Origin of the sequence: Amycolatopsis sp. NPDC026612 (assembly GCF_040638285.1) — a bacterium.
Classification (GTDB): domain Bacteria; phylum Actinomycetota; class Actinomycetes; order Mycobacteriales; family Pseudonocardiaceae; genus Amycolatopsis.
This window is the reverse complement of sequence record NZ_JBEZYB010000004.1, coordinates 250,313-270,468: the sequence shown is the minus strand read 5'-3', so window position 1 is coordinate 270,468 and position 20,156 is coordinate 250,313. Positions and strand designations below refer to the sequence as shown.

At 71.8% G+C, this 20,156-nt stretch carries 12 protein-coding genes and 3 pseudogenes; 8 read left to right on the top strand and 7 right to left on the bottom strand.

Annotated elements, in window-relative coordinates:
- Positions 1-20: 20 nt before the first annotated feature.
- Entirely contained in the window at positions 21-4,925 is a 4,905-nt protein-coding gene (locus AB0F15_RS06800; RefSeq protein ID WP_360266270.1) for an RHS repeat-associated core domain-containing protein, read from the top strand.
- On the opposite strand, the pseudogene AB0F15_RS06795 reads toward AB0F15_RS06800, so the two are convergent.
- Positions 4,904-5,155, bottom strand: a pseudogene (locus AB0F15_RS06795) (sensor histidine kinase); the annotation flags it as partial. The gene AB0F15_RS06800 and the pseudogene AB0F15_RS06795 sit on opposite strands and share 22 nt — an antisense overlap.
- Before the next feature lie 33 nt (positions 5,156-5,188).
- A pseudogene (locus AB0F15_RS06790) lies at positions 5,189-5,398 on the bottom strand (ATP-binding cassette domain-containing protein); the annotation flags it as partial.
- 391 nt (positions 5,399-5,789) lie between these two features.
- Here AB0F15_RS06790 and AB0F15_RS06785 point away from each other — a divergent pair.
- From AB0F15_RS06785 to AB0F15_RS06775, 3 genes are read left to right on the top strand one after another with little or no spacing between them, the layout of a single operon-like run.
- Complete coding sequence (locus AB0F15_RS06785) at positions 5,790-6,830, top strand: non-reducing end alpha-L-arabinofuranosidase family hydrolase (RefSeq protein ID WP_360266268.1); 1,041 nt, start codon at positions 5,790-5,792, stop codon at positions 6,828-6,830.
- 13 nt (positions 6,831-6,843) lie between these two features.
- A complete protein-coding gene (locus AB0F15_RS06780; protein WP_360266265.1) occupies positions 6,844-8,493 on the top strand; it encodes an endo-1,4-beta-xylanase in 1,650 nt (549 codons plus the stop codon).
- Between the two features lie 10 nt (positions 8,494-8,503).
- Positions 8,504-9,415, top strand: a complete 912-nt coding sequence (locus tag AB0F15_RS06775) for a PHB depolymerase family esterase (RefSeq protein ID WP_360266262.1) — start codon at positions 8,504-8,506, stop codon at positions 9,413-9,415.
- A 49-nt stretch (positions 9,416-9,464) separates the two neighbouring features.
- On the opposite strand, the gene AB0F15_RS06770 is transcribed toward AB0F15_RS06775, so the two are convergent.
- From AB0F15_RS06770 to AB0F15_RS06750, 5 genes are read right to left on the bottom strand one after another with little or no spacing between them, the layout of a single operon-like run.
- Positions 9,465-11,591, bottom strand: coding sequence for an esterase (locus AB0F15_RS06770; RefSeq protein ID WP_360266259.1), 2,127 nt, complete (start codon positions 11,589-11,591; stop codon positions 9,465-9,467).
- Positions 11,588-12,694 (bottom strand): alpha/beta hydrolase, encoded by a 1,107-nt coding sequence (locus tag AB0F15_RS06765; RefSeq protein WP_360266256.1) that lies wholly within the window; start codon positions 12,692-12,694, stop codon positions 11,588-11,590. The genes AB0F15_RS06770 and AB0F15_RS06765 overlap by 4 nt, the downstream gene beginning before the upstream one ends.
- A gap of 20 nt (positions 12,695-12,714) precedes the next feature.
- Positions 12,715-13,698 (bottom strand): transporter, encoded by a 984-nt coding sequence (locus AB0F15_RS06760; RefSeq protein WP_360266254.1) that lies wholly within the window; start codon positions 13,696-13,698, stop codon positions 12,715-12,717.
- Positions 13,695-14,576 carry an ABC transporter ATP-binding protein gene (locus AB0F15_RS06755; protein WP_360266251.1) on the bottom strand — a complete coding sequence of 294 codons (882 nt, stop codon included), beginning with the start codon at positions 14,574-14,576 and terminating at the stop codon, positions 13,695-13,697. Before AB0F15_RS06755 ends, AB0F15_RS06760 begins: the two co-directional genes overlap by 4 nt.
- Positions 14,573-14,968, bottom strand: coding sequence for a GntR family transcriptional regulator (locus AB0F15_RS06750; RefSeq protein WP_360266249.1), 396 nt, complete (start codon positions 14,966-14,968; stop codon positions 14,573-14,575). The genes AB0F15_RS06755 and AB0F15_RS06750 overlap by 4 nt, the downstream gene beginning before the upstream one ends.
- Before the next feature lie 207 nt (positions 14,969-15,175).
- Between AB0F15_RS06750 and AB0F15_RS06745 the strand changes: the two genes are divergently transcribed.
- From AB0F15_RS06745 to AB0F15_RS06730, 4 genes and pseudogenes are all read left to right on the top strand, one after another.
- Positions 15,176-16,669, top strand: a complete 1,494-nt coding sequence (locus AB0F15_RS06745; protein ID WP_360266411.1) for an alpha/beta fold hydrolase — start codon at positions 15,176-15,178, stop codon at positions 16,667-16,669.
- A 188-nt stretch (positions 16,670-16,857) separates the two neighbouring features.
- Positions 16,858-17,415, top strand: a pseudogene (locus AB0F15_RS06740) (SAM-dependent methyltransferase); the annotation flags it as partial.
- Positions 17,416-17,535: 120 nt separating this feature from the next.
- Entirely contained in the window at positions 17,536-18,213 is a 678-nt protein-coding gene (locus tag AB0F15_RS06735; protein WP_360266246.1) for a hypothetical protein, read from the top strand.
- A 240-nt stretch (positions 18,214-18,453) separates the two neighbouring features.
- Positions 18,454-20,034 carry a DNA polymerase Y family protein gene (locus AB0F15_RS06730; RefSeq protein WP_360266244.1) on the top strand — a complete coding sequence of 527 codons (1,581 nt, stop codon included), beginning with the start codon at positions 18,454-18,456 and terminating at the stop codon, positions 20,032-20,034.
- Positions 20,035-20,156: the final 122 nt, after the last annotated feature.

Below are 20,156 nucleotides of genomic sequence, written 5' to 3'. Positions count from 1 at the left end.
CGCGTGAGACGGACCCGGACGTGACCAACCCCGCGTTCAGCGGCGCATCGCTGCTGGAATCCGCCGGCGACCTCAAAGCCGCGATCGACAGCGGCGACTGGGCCGCCGGCGCCCTCGCCGCCACCAGTGCCGGGCTCGACGCGCTGGGCGCGGTGATGGACCCGTTCGGCACGATCCTCGCCCAGGGCGTCGGCTGGCTGATGGAACACGTGGGCCCGCTGAAGGAGGCACTGGACGCGCTCGCCGGGGACCCCGGCCAGATCTCCGCGCACGCCGAGACGTGGCAGTCGGTCGGGACCCAGCTGGCGGAGATCGGTACCGACCTGACCGCGATGGCCGCCGCCGACACCCCGAGCTGGACCGGTCCGGCCGCCGACGCCTACCGCGAGCGGACCGCCGACACGGTGAAGCTGCTCCTCGCGTCACAGAACGCCGCCGAGGGGGCCGCGGGCGGGGTGCGCGCCGCCGGGGAACTGGTGGCGGCGGTCCGCTCGCTGGTCCGCGACACCATCGCCGAGCTGGTCGGCCGCATGATCAGCTGGGCGCTGCAGGTCCTCGGCACCCTGGGCTTCGGCCTGACCTGGGTGGTGCCGCAGGTCACCCGCGCCGTCGCGTCGACCGCCACGAAGATCGCGAGCCTCACCGGCCGGGTGATCGACGCACTGCACAGGCTGATGCCGCTGCTGAAGCGGGCGGGCGACGTCTTCGGCGACGCGTCCACGGCGCTGCGGCGCGTCGACGGCGGATCGATCACGCCGTCGCGTGCGGTGGGCGACCTGCCGACGAGGCCCGGCGCCGTCGAGCAGCTGCCCGGCGACGGCGGTGCGGTCACCCCTGCCCACGCGAGCGGGGACCTGACGGCGGCCCCGGGCGGTGGTTCGACCACCCCGGCCCACGCGGGTGAGCCCCAGCCGGTGAGCCCCGGCTCCGCCACTCCGCCGAAACCGTCCACTCCGTCCACTTCGGACACCCCGTCCACCCCCGCCACCACCCCGGCCGCAAGCACACCGGCGACCAGACCCACGTCGGCCACCCGCTCACTGAGCGACCGCGGCCACCCCGCCGAACACGGCGTCCCGGTCGCCGACCGCACCCTCTGCGCCGACCCGATCGACGTCGCCACCGGCTGGGTCGTCCTGAGCCAGGACGACGCCGAGTTCGCCGGCGCCCTGCCGCTCGTGGTGTCGCGCACCCACCTCTCGGCGTACCGGTACGGCCGCCTCTTCGGGCCGTCCTGGGCGTCGACGCTCGACCAGCGCCTGGAAGCCGGGCCCGGCGGCCTGCACCTGGCGCTGGCCGACGGCACCCTGCTGACCTTCCCGGTGCCGGCAGGCGACACCCCGGTGGTCCCGGACAGCGGCCCGCGGCTGCGGCTGTGGCGGGACGCCGACGGGTACGTCGTCGGCGATCCGGCCACCGAACGGCTGCTGTTCTTCGGCGGGGGCGACGGGCGCACGATGCCGTTGCGCGCGCTCGGCGACGGGGACGGCAACCGCGTCGTGCTCGGCTTCGACGACGCCGGTCTGCCCGCCGAGCTGCGGCACTCCGGCGGTTACCGGCTGCTCATCGAGACTGAAAACGGCCTGGTCACCGCCCTGCGCCTGCCGGACGCGGAGGCCCCGCTGGCCCGCTACACCTACGACGCGCAGCGGCGGCTGACCGCGGTGACCGACGCCCGCGGCGTCCCGACGAAGTTCACCTACGACGCCGACGGCCGGATCGTCCGCTGGGAGGACTGCGCCGGCCGGTGGTACCGCTACGGCTTCGACGCCCTCGGCCGGTGCGTCCGCGCCGAAGGGGACGGCGGCCACCTGGACTGCACGCTGGAGTACGACCGGGAAGACCGCGTCACGCGGCTCACGAACTCGCTCGGCGCGACCACGACCTACCGGCTCGACGCCCGGCTGCGCGTGGTCGCCGAGACCGACCCGCTGGGCCGGACGTCCACAGTGGACCTCGACGGGTACGGCCGGGTGCTCGGCCGGACGGACGGGCTGGGCCGCACCACGACCTACGAGCTCGACGACGCGGGCAACGTCGTGCGCGTGACCAGACCGGACGGCGGTGCCGGCGTCTCCGAGTACGACGAGCACGGCCGTCCGGTGCTGCGCACGGGTCCCGACGGGGCGGTCTGGCGGCGGGAGTACGACCCGCGCGGCAAGCTGGTGCGCACCACCGATCCGCTGGGTGCGGTCACGGAGTACGGCTACGACGAAGCGGGCGGCATCGCCGCCGTCACCGACGCGCTCGGCGGCGTCACCCGGTTCGAGAACAACGCGGCGGGGCTGCCGGTCGCGGTGACCGACCCGCTCGGCGCCGTCACCCGCTACGAATACGACGGCTTCGGCCGGGTCACCACGGTCGCCGGCCCGCTCGGCGCGGTGACCAGGATGCGCTGGACGCCCGGCGGCGACCTGCGGGAACGGGTCGATCCGGACGGCGCCGCCTGGCGCTGGTCCGACATCGATCCGGGCACCGCCGAAGAGGCCGTCGACGCGCGGGGCCTGGTCAGCCGGACCGAGTTCGGCCCCTTCGACCTGCCGGTCGCCGAGGAGGGGCCGGGCGGGCACCGGCTCGAGTACACCTACGACACCGAACTGCGGCTCGTGGCGGTGACCGACGCCCACGGGCTGGCGTGGCGCTACACCTACGACGCCGCCGGGCAGCCGATCGCGGAAACCGACTTCAACGGCCGCACCACGCGCTACGGCTACGACGCCGCGGGGCAGCTCGTCCGGATCGACCGGGCCGACGGCGGGACCGTCCTGCTCGACCGCGACGTCCTGGGCCGGGTCGTCACCCGCCGCGCGGGATCCGACGTGGCCGTCTTCGCCTACGACGCCGCGGACCGGCTGATCTCGGCGCGCAACGACGCCGCCGAGGTCGTCTTCACGTACGACCCGCTCGGCCGGGTGGTGGCGGAGTCCGTCGACGGCCGCGTGGTGCACTCGGAGTACGACGCCCTCGGCCGCCGGACCGGCCGGCGGACGCCCGCGGGCGGGCACTCCACCTGCACCTACGACGCGGCGGGCCGCCCGGTCGCGCTGCGCACCGGCACCCGGGTCCTGCGGTTCACGCACGACCGGGGCGGCCGCGAGCTGTCCCGGCGGCTGGGGGAGGCGGAGCTGCGGCAGTGGTGGGACGCCCAGGACCGGCTGCTCGGACAGGCGGTGCGCGCCGGCGAGCGGACGACTCAGCGGCGCGAGTACACCTACCTGCCCGACGGCCACCTCGCGGCGGTCACCGACGCGCTGTCCGGGCCGCGCGCGCTCGAGGTCGACGTCGCCGGGCGGGTCCGCTCGGTGGCCGGCCCCGGGTGGCGGGAGGACTACGCCTACAGCGCCGCCGGCACCACCACGCACGCGGGCTGGCCCGCGGGGCCGGACGCCGCGGTCGGGCCGCGCCGGTACGAGGGCACGTTGCTGACCGCCGCCGGGGACACCGCCTACCGGCACGACGCACTCGGCCGCACGGTCGAGCGGCAGCGGCACGGCCGGATCTGGCGCTACCACTGGAACTCCGACGACCGGCTCACCGCGGTCGGCACCCCGGACGGGACCCAGTGGGTGTACCGCTACGACGCGCTCGGGCGCCGGGTCGCGAAGCTGCGGCTCGACGGCGGCGGCCGCGTCGCCGAGCGGATCGGCTTCACCTGGGACGGCACCGAACTGGCCGAAGAAACCCACGCCGGGATGACCGTCGGGTGGGACCGGGAGCCGGGGGCCGGGCGGCCGATCGCGCAGACCGAGCGGTGGGGAACCGGCGAGCGGTTCCACACGATCGTCACCGACCTGGTCGGCACTCCGGCCGAACTCGTCGACGAGGCGGGCGAGGTCGCCTGGCACCCGCGCAGCACGCTGTGGGGCAAGGTCGCCGACGAGCCGGGGCGCGCCTGGACCCCGCTGCGCTTCCCCGGCCAGTACCACGACCGGGAAACCGGGCTGCACTACAACTTCCACCGCTACTACGACCCGGAAACCGGCCGCTACCTGACGCACGACCCGCTCGGCCTCGGCCCGGCGCCGGACTCGCTGGCGTACGTGCCCAACCCGACGCGCCAGATCGACCCGCTCGGGCTCACCGGCGTCACGCCGTGCCAGGCGAGCGGGAGCGGCGGCGGCAAGCGGCCACCGCAGAGCAACCCCGGGCTGCCGCCCGGTTCGTCGGGGCCCCAGCCGGCGAAGCGGGCCAAGACCAGCTACGACGACGGCACGCACGGCGCGAAGGGCCGGGAGCAGAAGCGGCTCACGGAGCTGTTCGACAACGAGCTGAAAGCCCCGGGCGGTCCGGCGAAGAAGAAGATCAGCGGCGACACCCACCAGTCGGAACACCCGATCGGCTACGAGGTGCTCGGCCGCGGCAGTGACGCCAAGCGTGGGGCCGGGGAGCAGCAGAAACTGCTGGAAAACCACGCCCCGGCGTACCAGGAGGACCTGCGGTCGCACCGGGAGCACATCGGTACCGGCACCAGTTCCCGGATCGCGGAGTCCGGGTTCACCGCCCACTCCTACCGCAACTCCCAGCGCACCGCGCTGGAGGCGGGCGACCCGAACACGGCCCTCCAGCTCAACCAGCTCGGCTACGCCCACCAGCCGGCGTTCCACAGCGTGACCGGCAAGCTCGAGGGGAACGTCGCCGACAACTCCTACCACAACATGGTCGACAAATCGGTGGGCAAGGGCGTCACGTACGCGACGGGCAAGGGCGTCAACGACACCACTCCGCCGTTGAGCACGCACGACGCACGGGAGCTCCACGCGGCCCGCGAAGCCGCGCGCACGGGGAAGTTCCCGGACCACCGGACGTACGAGGAAGAGCTCGCGGAGATCCACCAGCGCGCCTACCGCGACCCGACGCCGAAGGACTGGGAGGCGCTCGAACGCGGCGGCTACGAGAAGCCGGTCTACGACTCCGACGACGACTGATCGTCCAGCAGCGGCAAGGCCGGCCGGAAACAGGCTCCCTCGCCGACGGCCGTCTCGAGCTCGACGTCGCCGCCGTGCGCCCGGGCCAGCGAACGCGCGATCGAGAGCCCCAAGCCCGCGTCGGCGCCCGGCGAACGCGCCCGGGAGCGGTCCGCGCGGTAGAAGCGGTCGAACACGCGGCCTGCCTGCTCGGCGGTCAAGCCCGGGCCCTCGTCCGCCACCTCGAGCACCGCGCGGCCCGCCACCGTGCCGCCGCCGACGGGGAGCTCGCGGTAGCGGCGGCCGCCGACGGTGACCGAACCCCGGGCCGGCGCGGCCAGGCCCACGATCATCTTCATGGTCGTGGACTTGCCGGCGCCGTTCGGGCCGAGGAACCCGGTCACCTGCCCGGGTTCGACGGTGAACGACAGGTCGTCCACCACGGTGTCGGGCCCGTACCGCTTGGTGAGGCCCTGTATCTCGATGGTCGTCATGCGGCGAGCGTGGCCCGCCGGCCTGGCCGGTTCCTGGTAGTTCTGGGAGAACCCGGTGAATCCGGCGGCCACGGCCCTCGCGGGGCGCCCGCTTCTCCGGAAATCGTGGCTTGCGGCCGGCGGCCTGAGCAGGCTGGAAGCGCTTCCAAGGTGCGAGCCGTGTCATCGATGGCGAGGTGACCGTCCACATCGGACGATCCATCATTGCCGCCCGTGACGGGTCCGTCATTGACCGTTGTCATCGGACAGCGCGAGGTTTAAGCTGTCGCCAACAAATGAATGTTATCGCTAACAGGACCAGCGAAAGTTTCGGAAACTCGTCGAATTTCGGAACCGATGGCGAAAGTTTCGGTCGCCACCGGCGTACTTCCGCCTGTCCCCAGGAGGTCTTGTGAAACCCCGGATCCGGTACCTGATGGCCATCGCCGCGGTGCTGCTGACCACCCTGCTGAACGTTCCCGCGGCGAACGCCGCCGCGCTGCCGGGCAGCTTCCGGTGGAGCTCCAGCGGGGTGTTGATCAGCCCGAAGTCCGACGCCAGTCACAGCATCGCCGGGATCAAGGACCCGACGGTCGTCTACTCGGGCGGCAAGTACCACGTGTTCGCCAGCACCGCGAACGCGGCGGGCTACAACCTCGTCTACCTCAATTTCTCCGACTGGTCCCAAGCCGGTTCGGCCACCCAGCACTACCTGGACAAAACCGCTATCGGCTCGGGCTACCGGGCGGCGCCGCAGGTCTTCTACTTCGCGCCACAGGGAAAGTGGTACCTCGTCTACCAGAACGGCAACGCCGCCTATTCCACCAACAGCGACATCTCGAACCCGAACGGCTGGAGCGCGCCGAAGAACTTCTACGGCGCGATGCCGGACATCATCAAGCAGAACATCGGGTCGGGGTACTGGGTCGACATGTGGGTCATCTGCGACTCCGCCAACTGCTACCTGTTCTCCTCCGACGACAACGGGCACCTGTACCGGTCGCAGACCACGGTGGCGAACTTCCCCAACGGCTTCGGCAACACGGTGATCGCGATGCGGGACTCGAACAAGAACAACCTGTTCGAAGCCAGCAACGTCTACAAGATCGCCGGCCAGAACCAGTACCTGCTGCTGGTCGAGGCGATCGGCTCGGACGGGCGCCGCTACTTCCGCTCCTGGACGTCGTCGAGCATCGCCGGCACCTGGAGCCCGCTGGCGGCCAGCGAAAGCAACCCCTTCGCCCGCGCGAACAACGTGACGTTCCCCGGTGGGCAGTGGTCGAAGGACATCAGCCACGGCGAGATGATCCGGTCGGGCAACGACCAGACGCTGCCGGTCAACCCGTGCCGGCTGCAGTACCTCTACCAGGGGAAGGACCCGAACGCGGGCGGCGACTACAACAGCCTGCCCTGGCGGCTCGGCCTGCTCACCCAGACGAACTCGACCTGCTGAGGAGAGGACGGCGATGAAGAGGTTCCTGGCCGCCGCAGCGGCCCTGGCGATCGCGTTCACCGGCCTGGCCGGTGTCGCGAACGCGGAATCGAACGGCGGTGTGCGGATCATGCCGCTGGGCGACTCGATCACCTACGGCACGGGCGTGCCTGGCGGGTACCGGATCGGCCTGTGGCAACGCCTGGCGGCGGGCCGCTACACCAACGACTTCGTCGGCTCGCAGTTCAACGGGCCCGGCAGTCTCTGGGACCACGACCACGAAGGGCACCCCGGCTGGCGCATCGACCAGATCGACGCGAACGTCACCGGCTGGCTGCGCACCTACAACCCCCGTTCGGTGCTGCTGCACATCGGCACCAACGACGTGCTGCAGAACTACAACGTCGCGGGCGCACCGGGGCGGCTGTCCACGCTGATCGACCACATCACCGCGGCGGCACCCGGCGCCGACGTCTTCGTCGCCCAGCTCATCCCGATCGGGTGGGCGAGCGGGGACGCCGCCGTGCGGACGTTCAACAACGCGCTGCCCGGGATCGTCCGGAACAAGGTGACCGCGGGCAAGCACGTGCACCTGGTGGACATGCACAGCGCAGTGACCGCCGCCGAACTCCCCGACGGCGTCCACCCGAACGCCGGCGGGTACGACAAGATGGCGGCCGTCTGGTACAACGCCCTGCGGTCGGTCCCGGGGAGCATCGGCAACCCGCGTACCGCCGTGGCCTCGGAGACGGGCGCCACCGAGGCGCTCGCCCCGGCGACCCTGGGTGCGGCGGCCGGGGCGACGGGCCGGACGTTCGGCGCCGCCGTCGCCAACGGCCACCTCGGGGAGGCCGCGTACACCACCACGCTGGACCGTGAGTTCACCGGCGTCACCCCCGAGAACGAGATGAAGTGGGACGCGACCGAGCCGTCGCGGGGAGCGTTCCGCTTCACCGGCGGCGACGCCATCGTCAGCCACGCCCAGAGCCACGGCCAGAAGGTCCGCGGCCACACGCTGGTGTGGCACAGCCAGCTGCCGGCCTGGGTGAGCGGCCTCGGCTCCGGCGCCGACCTGCTCGCGGCGATGCGCAGCCACATCGCCGGCGTGGCCGGGCACTACCGCGGGAAGATCGCCTACTGGGACGTCGTCAACGAGGCGTTCAACGAGGACGGCACCCGGCGCGCGTCGGTGTTCCAGCAGCGCATCGGCACCGGTTACCTCGAGGAGGCGTTCCGCGCCGCCCGCGCGGCCGACGGCTCCGCGAAGCTCTGCTACAACGACTACAACACCGACAACCAGAACGCCAAGAGCAACGGCGTCTACGCGATGGTGCGCGACTTCAAGGCCCGCGGCGTGCCCATCGACTGCGTCGGGTTCCAGGCGCACCTGTCGGCCGGGCAGAACCTGTCGACGCTGGCGGCCAACCTCCAGCGGTTCGCCGCCCTCGGCGTCGACGTGAACATCACCGAGCTCGACGTCGGCGGTTCCGGCGGCGCCCAGGCCACCACCTACGCCCAGGTCGTCCGGGCCTGCCTCGCGGTTTCGCGCTGCACGAGCCTCACCACGTGGGGCGTCACCGACAAGTACTCCTGGCGCAGCGGCAGCACGCCGCTGCTGTTCGACGGCAACTACGCCAAGAAGGCGGCCTACACCGCCACGTTCCAGGCTTTCATGCAGCTTTGAGGGAGAGACGATGAAACGCGTGCTGTGCGCCCTCGTGGCGCTGGTGCTCATGGCCATCGGCCTGGCCGCGCCCGCCCAGGCGGCCGCGCTGACCAAGGTGACCGGCTTCGGCACCAACCCGACGAACCTGAACATGTACGTCTACGTGCCCGACCGGGTCGCGGCCAAGCCGGCCATGCTGGTGCTCGTGCACTACTGCGGCGGCTCGGCGAGCTCGATCTTCGGCTGGAACGGCAAGGACTACGTCACCGCGGCCGACCGGTACGGGTACGTCATCGTGCTGCCGGAAGCGACCCGCAGCGAGAAGTGCTTCGACGTCTCGACGCCGAACGCCCTGCGGCGCAACGGCGGCGGCGACTCGACCGGGATCATGTCGATGGTCGCCTACGCCAAGTCCCGCTATCACGTCGATCCGGCGCGGGTCGTGGTCAGCGGGTTTTCCTCCGGGGCGATGATGACGAACGTGCTGGCCGCCCAGTACCCCGACGTGTTCTCGGCGGCTTCGGCGTTCTCCGGCGTGCCCGCCGGGTGCTTCGCCACCACGAACGGCTCGCTGTGGAACAGCACCTGCTCGGGCGGGAAGTCGATCAAGACCGCGCAGCAGTGGGGCGATCTGGCCCGGGCGATGTACCCGGGCTACACCGGCCGCTACCCGCGGATGCAGCTGTGGCACGGCACCACCGACACGACGCTGTCGTACCCGAACTTCGGTGAAGAGATCAAGCAGTGGACCAACCTGAACGGGTTGAGCCAGACACCGGCGTTCACCGACCACCCGCAGTCGTCGTGGACGCGGACCCGGTACGGCAACACCGGCACCCAGGCCACTGTGGAGGGTGTCAGCGTCGCCGGCGTCGGGCACCAGCTGCCGTTGACCGGCCAGCTGGCGTACGCGATTTCGTTCCTCGGGCTCGATCACTGAGAAACGGCGGAAGCGGCGCACCCCCAGTGCGCCGCTTCCGCCGTCTTTTTCAGTGGCAGAACGTGACTTCCGGGTAGCCCGGCCGATCGAGCACCGGCCGCGCTTCGCCCCGCAGGTGCTGGTCGAAGAAAGCGTTGACGTATTTCCGCGCGATTTCCTGGGTCCGCAGCGCGGTTGTCTTCGCGCCGTAGTCAACGCCCAATTCGTCGCCGACCAGGCCTACGTCGGTGAAGGACGCGTGTTGCGCGCCCCGCACCTCGGCCCAGCGCTTCCAGCCGGCGAGCTGCGCCCAGTCCCGTTCCCACGTCGGGTCGCCCGGCACGCAGGCGGTTTCCCCGAGCTGGTGGCCCAGGAACATGACCGGCCGCGACAGCCCGGGCGGGGTCAGCGCGACGTGGGTCGTGCCGTCGATGTCCATCCCGGCCTTGATCCGCGGATCCGCGACCATCGCCGGCAGGGTGCTCGCACCGCCGATGGAGTGCCCGGCCATGCCGATCCGGGAGGCGTCGAGCAGCGGCGCCCACTTCGAGTGCGTCAGCGAGTTCAGCACGAACGACACGTCGGCGGCCCGGCCGAGTTCCAGCTTCTCCCAGAACGCGTCATCGTGCGGGACGTCGCAGGACGCGCACCCGGCGAAGCGGCCGTCCGGGAAGCTCTGCCCGGCGTTCTCGTAGGTGTGGCCGACCACCGCGACGACGTTCCCGTGGCTCGCCAGGTCCTCGGCCAGCGCGCTCAGCGTGGCGCGGGGCTTGGTGTAGCCGGGCGACAGCACGATCAGCGGCAGCCCGCGGCCCTCCGGCCGGGCGTCGGCGACGGAGTTGGTCACCATCCCCGTGAGCAGGTCCGGTGCCACGTTCAGGCCGCTGTCCTTCAGCAACGCCGCGGACTCCGCCGGGGTCAGGTACTGCGTCTTCGGGCCCTTCGCCGAAGCAGTGGGATAGAAGAGGGAAACCATCAGTTCGCGGTAGGGCACCGAAGGCACCCACGGGTCGGGGCGCGAAGTGTCCTTCAGGTACACCGCCGTGCTGCCCACCGGCCGGTCGCCGGTCGGGGCGGGCAGGTAGGGCGTCGACGTCCGGGCGAAGGCGACCTCCGGGTACCGCGCCGACGGCTGGTCCAGCAGCGGCTGCGGCCGGCCGCGCAGGTGCTGGTCGAAGAACGCCCGGACGTACGCCGCGGTGATCGCCTGGCCGCGCACCGCCGGGGTGGTCGCCCCGAAGTCGAGGCCCAGCTGCTCGCCCACCAGGCCGAGGTCGGTGAACGACGGGTGCTGCATGCCGGCCACGGTGAGCCAGCGCTTCCAGCCCGTCAGCTGCTTCCAGTCGGCGTCCCAGGTGGCGGACTCGACCCCGGTGCCCGGGGCGTACAGGCTCTGCCGGCCCAAGAACAGGAACGGCCGGTCGAGGCCCGGGGCGAGCAGGGGATCGCTCTGCGTGCCGTCCACGTCGATCCCGGCCTTGATCCGGGGGTCGGTCACCATCGCGTTCACCGTGCTCGTGCCGCCGACGGAGTGCCCGGCCATGCCGATCCGGGAACTGTCGAGCAGCGGCGCCCACTTCGAGTGCGTCAGCGAGTCCAGCACGAACGACACGTCCTTCGCCCGGCCGCGCTGCAGCTTCTGCCAGAACTCGACGTTGTAGTTTCCGCAGGCCGCGCAGCCGGTGACCCGGCCGTCCGGGAAGGTGGTGGCCACGTTTTCGTAGGTGTGGTCGACCAGGACGACCAGGTAGCCGTGGCTCGCCAGGTCCTCGGACAGCGAGGTCAGCTCGGCGCGGGGCCGCTTGAAGCCGGGGGACAGGACGACGGCGGGCAGGCCGCGTCCGGCGGGCCGCGCGTCGACGACGGCGTCGGTGCGGACCGTGGTCAGCACCGATGGCGGGATACCGGTGATGCCGGCTTCGTCGAAGACGGCCTTCGCCTCGGCTTCGGACATGAACTGCTTCTTCGGCCCGTCGGCCGGAACCGCCGGGTAGAAGAGGGAAACCATCAGTTCGCGGTAGGGCACCGACGGCACCCACGGATCGGGCCGGGAAGTGTCCTTGAGGTACAGGGCGGTGGTGCCGACGGGCCGGTCGCCGGTCGGTTTCGCCAGCGTGAGCGCCGGAGCCGCGGACGCGGACGGCGACGCCAGCGCGAGGGTGAGGGCGGCGATGACCATGGTGCTCTTGATTCTCATCCGATGAAGGTCACTTCCGGGTAAGCGGGCGAGGGTGTGCTCAGCAGCGGCTGCGGGCGGCAGCGCAGGTTCAGGTCGAAGAAAGCGCTTACGTAGGTCCGCGTGATGGCGAGCGCGCGGTACGGGTCGATCGAGTCGCCGATGTCGACACCCAGCTGGCCGGCGAGCACGCCGAGGTCGGTGAACGACGAGTGCACCGTCCCGGAGACCATGAGCCAGCGCTTCCAGCCGGTCAGGTGGGTCCAGTCGGTTTCCCAGTCGTCGTAGGGACCCTCCGCGCCCGGGGTGTAGTCGTCCATGCTGCCCACGAACATGAACGGCCGGGACAGCCCGGACGCCGGGATCGGGACGTGGACACTGCCGTCGAGGTCGGCCCCGGCGCGGATCCGGGGATCGGCCAACATCGCCTGGGTGGTGACCGCGCCGCCCGCGGAGTGGCCGGTCATGCCGATGCGCCGCGGGTCGATCAGCGCGCCCCACCGCGAGCGCAGCAGCTCGTCCAGCACGAACGACGTGTCCTTCGTGCGGACCTGCGCGAACTTCTCCCAGAACCCGGCCTGTTCGTCGACTTCGCAGGCAGCGCAGCCGGTGACGTGGCCGTCGGGGAAGGTCGTGGCGCGGTTCTCGTAGGTGTGGTCGATCGCCGCCACGGCGTACCCGCGGCTGGCCAGCTCCTCGGCCAGCGCGGTGAGCGTGGCCCGCGGCTGGGTCCAGCCCGGGGACAGCACGACCAGCGGCAGGCTGTGCCACCGCCCGGCCGGCTTCGCGTCGACGACGGCGTTCGTCCGGACCGTGCTGAAGACGTCCAGCGGCAGGCCCGGGATGTTCTGCCGCTCGAGGTTGCGTTCCGACTCGAGCGGGGTCATGTACTGCTTCTTCGGCCCGTTCGCCGAGGTCGCCGGGTAGAAGACCGAGACCATCAGCTCCCGGTAGGGCACCGTGGGCACCCAGGGGTCGGGCCGCGAAGTGTCCTTAAGGGACAGTGTGGTGACGCCGACGGGCTGGTGACCGGTCGGGGCGGGCAGGTAGGGCGTCGTGGCCGCCGAGGCCGGCGACGCGGACAACGTGAGTGTGAGTGCGGTGGCTACCGCGAGAGTGCGCATGATTCCCCCAGTCGGAATCATCAGGACAGGTGGCGGAGACGACGGAAGCAGAACCAGGTGAGCAGGGCGGTCATGGCGAGGTAGAGCGCCAGCTCGAGCCACTGCAGCGGCCAGAACCGCGAACCCGGCTGGAAGGTCAGCCGCTGCTGGTAGCCGTGGGCACCCAGCTGGGCCATGCACGCTTCCATGGAGCCGTGCTCCGGCGGCCCCGCGCCCGGCCTCGGGGCGCAGGTCTGCACGAAGTCCGGCAGCGGGGCGGCCACGTTCCCGGCCGAGTCCACGGTTTCGTTCGCCAGCACCCACGCACCGGCCGGCTGCCGCATCCCGATCTCGGTGATCCCCTGGTCGTCGTTGCCGGTGATGTTCGTGATGTCCTTGCCGACGATCGCGACCGTTTCGGTCTGCGGCGGCAGCAGGTACGGGCGCACGAACGCCGGGACCAGGATCAGCACGGCGGCGAGCGTGGCGAGGGTGACGGCCATGGCGGCCACTGTGCGCTTCAGCAGCATCCCGACCGCGACACCGAGAGCGAGGGCGAAGGCCGCGTAGCCGATCGGGACGATGCCGCGGGCGCCGAACACCACCGGCATGATGCGCGAAAGCATCCCGCGATCGGTCTGCGTCGCCGCGAGCGCGTCGATCGGGCTCGCCCACCACGACACCGCCCAGCCGAGCAGCCCGGCCGCGACCATGGCGGCCAGCAGGCCGAACCCGAGCTTGGTGGTGAGCCACTGCTTGCGCGTGACGGTCTGGTTCCACACCAGGCTGTGCGTGCCGCTTTCCAGCTCACGGGTGATCATCGGCACGCCCCAGAAGACGCCGATCACCGCGGGCAGCAGGTAAAGCACCAGGATCGTGCCGGTGAAGAGGGTGTCCTGGTCGGAGAAGTTCGTGCGGCCGATCAGACCCGGCCCGGTGATCGCCAGCACCACGGCGATCGCGATCAGCCCGGCGAACACGGACAACGCGGGTATGCGGAACTGGCGCCAGGTCAGCCAGGTCATCGGAGGACCTCCAGGGCGGGGCGGGCGGCGGTGGGGTTGCTCATGTACTCGAGGACCAGGTCCTCCAGGCCGAGCTGCGCGACCGTCCACACGGGATCGAGGATCGGCGCCTCGGTGCGGACGAGGACGGTGGTCTGGCGGTCGGTGTGCTTCGCCGAGACGACGTGCTGGTCCGCCGGCAGCGTCTCGACGTCGCGGCGCGGCCCGGACAGCCGGTGGTGCGTGGCGAGCAGCGTCTCCACCTCGCCGATCACGCGGACCTGCGACGCCACCAGCACGACGAGGTGGTCGCAGACCCGCTCCAGGTCGTTGACCAGGTGCGAGGACATCACGACGGACAGCCCGTGCTCGGCGACGGCTTCCATGAGGTCCTGCAGGAACTCGCGGCGGGCCAGCGGGTCCAGCGCCGCCACCGGCTCGTCGAGCAGCAGCAGTTCGGGGCGTTTGGCGATGCCGATCGTGAGCGCCAGCTGGGCGCGCTGGCCGCCGGAGAGCTTGCCGGCGTGCTGCTTCGGGTCCAGGCCGAGCCGTTCGATGCGCTTTTCCGCAAGCGAGGCGTCCCAGCCCGGGTTGAGGTGGGCGCCGAGCCGCAGGTGCTCTTCGATGGACAGTCCACTGTAGACCGGTGTGTTCTGGGCGACGTACCCGACCTTGGCCAGCTGCTCCGGGCCGCTGCCCGGACGGCCGCCGCACACCTCGATCGTGCCCGCCGTCGGCTCCAGCATGCCGGCCGCGATGTTCAGCAGCGTCGACTTGCCGGCGCCGTTGGGCCCGACGAGCCCGGTGACGTGACCGGCCTCGATCTCCAGCGTGCAGCCGGTCAACGCCTGCTTGCGCCCGTACTTCTTGCCCAGTCCCTGGGCTTTCAGGACAGTCACGCTATGTCCTCTCTGGTGGAGTCGCGAAACGTGGACATCAACAAGGCTTCGATGCTCTCCTCGTCCAGCCCGGCCTTGCGGGCCTGGGAAAGCCAGCGGCGCAGGTCGCGCCGCAGCGGTCCGAGCGCGGCGAACGACGCGCCGCCGTTCAACGTCGCCGTCACGAACGTGCCGACGCCGGGCCGGGCCGAGACCAGGCCGTCGTGCTCCAGTTCGCGGTAGGCCTTCAGCACGGTGTTCGGGTTGATCGCGAGGCTCGCGACCACGTCCTTGACCTTCGGGAGCTGGTCTCCCTTGTTCAGCAGGCCGAGGCGCAGCGCGTGCCGCACCTGCTGGACCAGCTGCTGGTACGGCGACAGGCCGGACCTCGCGTCCAGGTGGAACTCGATCATGGGCAACTCCATTTATCTAGTTACCTAGCACTATAGCTAAGTAGGGCGGAGGGGGCCAGTGATCTTTTTCGGGCGCCGGAGCCAACCTCGCCGCGGGTGCGGCGTCTGTGGAGGCAAAGTGATCGTTTCTCTCCGAAGGGACTTTTCGTGCGTCGATTTTCTGGGGGAGGCATCGTTCGCGGCGTGGTCGTCGCGCTCGGTGTCTCGATGGCCGTCGCGGCTGGTCCCGCGGTCGCGTCCGCGGCACCGGCCTCCATTGACAAGGTGCCGACGCCGCAGCTGAGCTGGACCGACTGCGCCGACGGGTTCCAGTGCTCCAAGGCTTCCGTACCGCTCGACTACGACCGGCCGTCCGGCGCGAAGATCGACCTCGCGCTGATCAAGCTGCCCGCCACCGATCCCACGCACCGGATCGGCACCCTGTTCGTCAACTTCGGCGGCCCCGGCGCGTCCGGCCTGCAGCGGCTGCGGGAACGTGGAAAGTGGCCGTGGCTGTTCTCCGCCGAGCTGCGCGCGCGGTTCGACCTGGTCTCGTGGGATCCGCGCGGGATCGCCAACAGCACGGCGGTCCGGTGCTTCGACTCCCTGGCCGAGCAGCAGGACTTCTTCGGGTCGTTCCCGGAGATGCCGGGCGACGCGAGCGGCAACGCGGCCTTCTACGCCAAGTCGAAGGAGCTCGCCGACCGCTGCTCGGCGAAGGCAGGCCCGATCCTGGAGCACGTCTCCACGGCCAACACGGCCCGCGACCTGGAGATGCTGCGCCGCGCGGTCGGCGACCCGAAGCTGAACTACCACGGCATTTCCTACGGCACCCAGCTCGGGGCGACCTACGCCAACCTGTTCCCGAACCGGATCCGCGCGATGGTGTTCGACGGCACGATGGACTTCGCCGGCAACTCCACCGGCCAGAACGGCAACGGGAAGAGCGTGCCGCTGGACACCCGGCAGGACGTCGCGACCGGCATCGCGCAGACCTTCGAGCAGTTCCTGCGGCTGTGCACGGAAGCGGGCCCCAAGTGCGCGTTCTCTTCGGGTGACCCGAAGGCGAAGTGGGCGGCGCTCACGGCACGCGCCAAGCAGGCCCCGATCGTCAGCGACGGCGAGACGTGGACCTACTCCGGCATCATCAACGCGGCGGCCGACCTGTCCGACTCGCGGGGCTGGCCGGACATCGCCGCGCTGCTGCAGCGTCTCTACGACGCTCCGCCCGCCGCGGGCCTGCGTACCGCGGCCGCTGTCGCCGGTGAGCAGTACACCTCGAACCGGACCGAGTCGTTCAACGCCATCCAGTGCTCCGACAGCGACGTGCCCACCGACCCGGCGGTCTACAGCCGTTACGCCGAGTCGGAGGACCAGCGTGTCCCGTACTTCGGGCGGATCGCGGTGCTGGACATGATGAGCTGCGCGTACTGGAAGGCCAAGGACACCGACCGCTACACGGGCCCGTGGAACCGTCCGACGTCGGCGGAGATCCTCGTGCTGAACAACCACTACGACCCGTCCACGCCGCTGCCCGGCGCGCGTGACGGTGCGGCGGAACTGGCGCGGGCGCGGGTGTTCGTGACCGAGGGCTACGGGCACTCGTCGATGTACGTGCCGAGCACGTGCACCGAGAAGGTCAAGCGGGACTACCTGATCTCGGGGACCTTCCCGGCCGCGAGCCAGACCTGCACGATCGACGCCAGCCCGTTCGCGGGCTGATCTTGCCCGGGGCGGGCCTCGCCGGCGACGGTGAGGCCCGCCCCGACGAAGGCCGGCTTTTCGGGGGTCCGGGTGGCGGAGCCCCCGGTCCGAGGCGAAGCCTCGGATGGCGCTGCTTCTCGTGGGTGCTGCACCGAAGCCAGGCTGAGGATGTCGCGGCCGAACAGTGCCTGCGTCAGCCACACCGCGAGATCGACCGGCCGGAGGTGCTCGAATTCAAGACCCGCACCCTGGCCGGGCTGGGCGCCGAGCCCGCCGCCGACCGGCGGGTGGTGGCGGCCGACCTGCGCGAGGACTGGCCCGCCGCGCTGCGCACCGCCGGCTTCGACCCGGCGCGGCCGACCGCGTGGAGCGCCGAAGGCCTGCTGGGCTACCTGCCGCCCGGAGCGCAGGACCGCCTCCTGAACACCATCACCGGGCTCAGTGCGCCGGGCAGCCGGGTGGCCACCGAAAACCGGCCCACCCCGCGGCCGGGTGACGAGGACCGGACGAAGACAGGCCTGGACCGGATCTCCGGACGCTGGCGCGAGCAGAGCTTTGACACGGACCTGGCGAGGCTGCGCTATTACGGTGAACGCAACGAAGCGGCGCACTACCTGGCCGCCCGCGGCTGGGAGCTGACCGGGAGCACCGTCCCGGAGCTGCTCGCCGCCCACGGCCTCGCGCCCCTGGAGGACGACGACCTGCGCACGGGTGACGTGCGGTACGTCAGCGGCGTCCTCCCCCGGATGTCGCGCCCGGCTTGACAGCGGGGCCGCGCGTCTCGCAGTATGCGAACAAGTGTTCGATGATTGTTCTGGGTTCGCCTGTGGCTTCCTCACGCGGGTGTCTCCGGTACGAGTACGTGGTGCTGGAGGTGAGCGGCGGTGGCGGTACCGGAGGCGCTCACGGCCATCCCCGGGGTGCGCACGGCCGCGCAGCTGCGGGAGCCGGGCCAGGGTGAACTGCTGACGGTGCTGCCGGAGCTGGCCCAGCTGCTCCCCGACGGCGGGCTCCGGCGCGGCAGCACGATCGCGGTGCGCGGAGCGACGTCGCTGGTGCTGGCCCTCCTGGCGGCGGCGACCCGCAACGGTTCCTGGGCGGCGGTGACGGCCCTGCCGGAGCTGGGCCTGGCCGCGGCGGCGGAACTCGGCGTGGACCTCGAGCGCCTCGCGCTGGTGCCGCACCCGGGAGCGGAGCTGGTCGCGGTGCTCTCGGCGTTGGTGGACGGGTTCGACCTGGTGGTCCTCGGCTCGGCTGCGGTCCAGCCCCAGACGGCCCGCCGGCTGGCGGGCCGGGTCCGCAACCGGGGGACGGTCCTGCTGACGGCGGGGCCGTGGCCGGGAGCGGACCTGGAGTTGAAGGTGTCCCGCCGCCGCTGGCACGGCATCACCCAGGACGGCCACGGCCACTTGACCGCCCGCGACGTGGTGGCGACGAGCCGAGGCCGTGGTGCGGCGGCCCGGCCCTCATCGGTGGGGTTGTTGCTGCCGGGCCTGGAAGGAGCCCTCGCCGAGGGCGGCGGCGGCCTGCCGGGGCGGCGGCTGGTCGGGGTGGCCGGGTGAGGTGGGTGGTTTGCTGCCGGGGGCCGGGGCGGTCGGGGCTGCCGGGACCGGAGCGGCTTGCCGGAACGGCCGCTGGTCGGCGCGGCCGGCTGAGCTTCGTACGTCCGCGGCTGACCCCGGGGCTTCGGGCCGTCCGAGGTGCAGGGTGAACGCAGCCTCGAAGCCGGCGGAGCGCACCCCGGATCGGGTTTTTCCCGCGGAGCTCCCCTTTTCCGTCCGGCGGTTGGCGCTGGTCGCCGGATGACCGATGCGCCACGGTTGCTCGTGCTGTGGTGTCCGGACTGGCCGGTCGTTGCCGCCGGGGCCGCTGCGGGTACTCCGCCCACCTCGGCCGCTGCTGTTTTCTCCGCCAATCGGGTGGTGGCCTGCTCCGCTTCCGCGCGGCGCAGCGGGGTGGGGCGGGGGATGCGCCGGCGGGATGCCCAGTCGCGCTGTCCGGAACTCGTTGTGCACCAGCACGATCCCGATCGCGATGCCCGGCTGTTCGAACCCGTCGCCGCCGCCGTCGAAGCGCAGGCCGTCGGTGTCGAGGTCGTGCGGCCCGGGCTCGTCGCCGTGCCCGTCGACGGTGCCGCCGGGTACTTCGGCGGGGAAGGGGCCCTCGCCGAGCTGCTCATCGACGAAGTCGCCGCCCGGGCCGGGGTCGAATGCCAGGTCGGGATCGCCGACGGGCTGTTCGCCGCGATCCTCGCCGCCCGGCGCGCCGTCATCGTTCCGCGCGGCCGGACCGGAAGTTTCCTCGCCCCGCTCTCGATCGCCGAACTGAACCAGCCGGGGGACGACCGTGGTGAGCTCGTCGACCTGCTCAAGCGGCTCGGCCTGCGCACCCTCGGCGCGTTCGCCGCGCTGGCCGACCGCGACGTTGCCGGGCGCTTCCCGAAAGACGCCATCACCGCGCACCGGCTCGCCCGCGGCCTTTCCGAACGCCCGCCGCTGCGCCGCGCCCTCCCGCCGGACCTGGCCGTCACCGAGACCTTCGAAGAACCTCTGAAAAGAATCGACGAAGCCGCCTTCGTCGCGAAGACCCTCGGCGAACGCTTCTTCGCGGGACTCGCCGGCCACGGCCTCGCCTGCACCCGCCTGGCCATCATCGCCGTCACCGAAGCCGGCGAAGAACGCGTACGCGTCTGGCGCTGCGCCGAACCCCTCACCGCCCGTTCGACGGCCGACCGCGTGCGGTGGCAGTGCGAAGGCTGGCTCACCACCCGGGACCGGCCCACCGCCGGCATCGTCCGGCTGCGCCTCGACCCCGAAGAGGTCGTCGGCGGCCGAGCGCTGCAACTGCAGCTCGGGTCGATGGGCCGGGACGCCGACGCCGCCGACCGCGCCGGCCGGGCCCTGGTGCGGATCCAGGGCCTGCTGGGCCCGGACGCGGTCGTCACGCCGCTGCTGGACGGCGGCCGCGGCCCGGCCGAACGCGTCCGGCTCATCCCGTGGGGCGAACCGCGCCGTCCCCTCGCCGCGGACCGGCCGTGGCCGGGCCGGCTGCCCGCGCCCTCGCCGACGGTCGTGCCGCCGCGGCCGGTGCCCGCCGAGGTGCTCGACGCGGTCGGCGACGTCGTCCGCTGCACCGCGCGTGGCGAACTCGGCTACCCGCCGTCGACGGTCGCCGTCGACGGCGGGCCGCCACGCCGGGTCCTCGGCTCGGCCGGCCCGTGGATCGTGCACCCGCCGCTCCCCGCCCGCCGCGGCGAGTGGCCCCTCGTGCGGATCCAGGTGGTCCTGGACGGCGACACCACGGAAGACGGCAACATCGCGCTCCTGCTCGGCGCGGCCGTCGGCGACAATCCACAATGGATGGTCGAGGGCTGCTACGACTAGCGGCGCACAGTAACCGCATGCCCACGAACAGCCCTTCCCCGATCGCCTCGGACCTCATCCACGACGAGCGGGCGCTGGGGGCGGGCTGGTCCCACGGCGGTCTTGGTGCGGTACCTGCGCAA

Excerpts from the sequence above, each read along its gene's own strand:
- AB0F15_RS06780 (WP_360266265.1), top strand. The coding sequence starts at position 6,844 with ATGAAGAGGTTCCTGGCCGCCGCAGCGGCCCTGGCGATCGCGTTCACC.
- AB0F15_RS06775 (WP_360266262.1), top strand. The coding sequence starts at position 8,504 with ATGAAACGCGTGCTGTGCGCCCTCGTGGCGCTGGTGCTCATGGCCATC.
- AB0F15_RS06770 (WP_360266259.1), bottom strand. The coding sequence starts at position 11,591 with ATGAGAATCAAGAGCACCATGGTCATCGCCGCCCTCACCCTCGCGCTG.
- AB0F15_RS06765 (WP_360266256.1), bottom strand. The coding sequence starts at position 12,694 with ATGCGCACTCTCGCGGTAGCCACCGCACTCACACTCACGTTGTCCGCG.
- AB0F15_RS06760 (WP_360266254.1), bottom strand. The coding sequence starts at position 13,698 with ATGACCTGGCTGACCTGGCGCCAGTTCCGCATACCCGCGTTGTCCGTG.
- AB0F15_RS06750 (WP_360266249.1), bottom strand. The coding sequence starts at position 14,968 with ATGATCGAGTTCCACCTGGACGCGAGGTCCGGCCTGTCGCCGTACCAG.
- AB0F15_RS06745 (WP_360266411.1), top strand. The coding sequence starts at position 15,176 with ATGGCCGTCGCGGCTGGTCCCGCGGTCGCGTCCGCGGCACCGGCCTCC.
- AB0F15_RS06730 (WP_360266244.1), top strand. The coding sequence starts at position 18,454 with ATGACCGATGCGCCACGGTTGCTCGTGCTGTGGTGTCCGGACTGGCCG.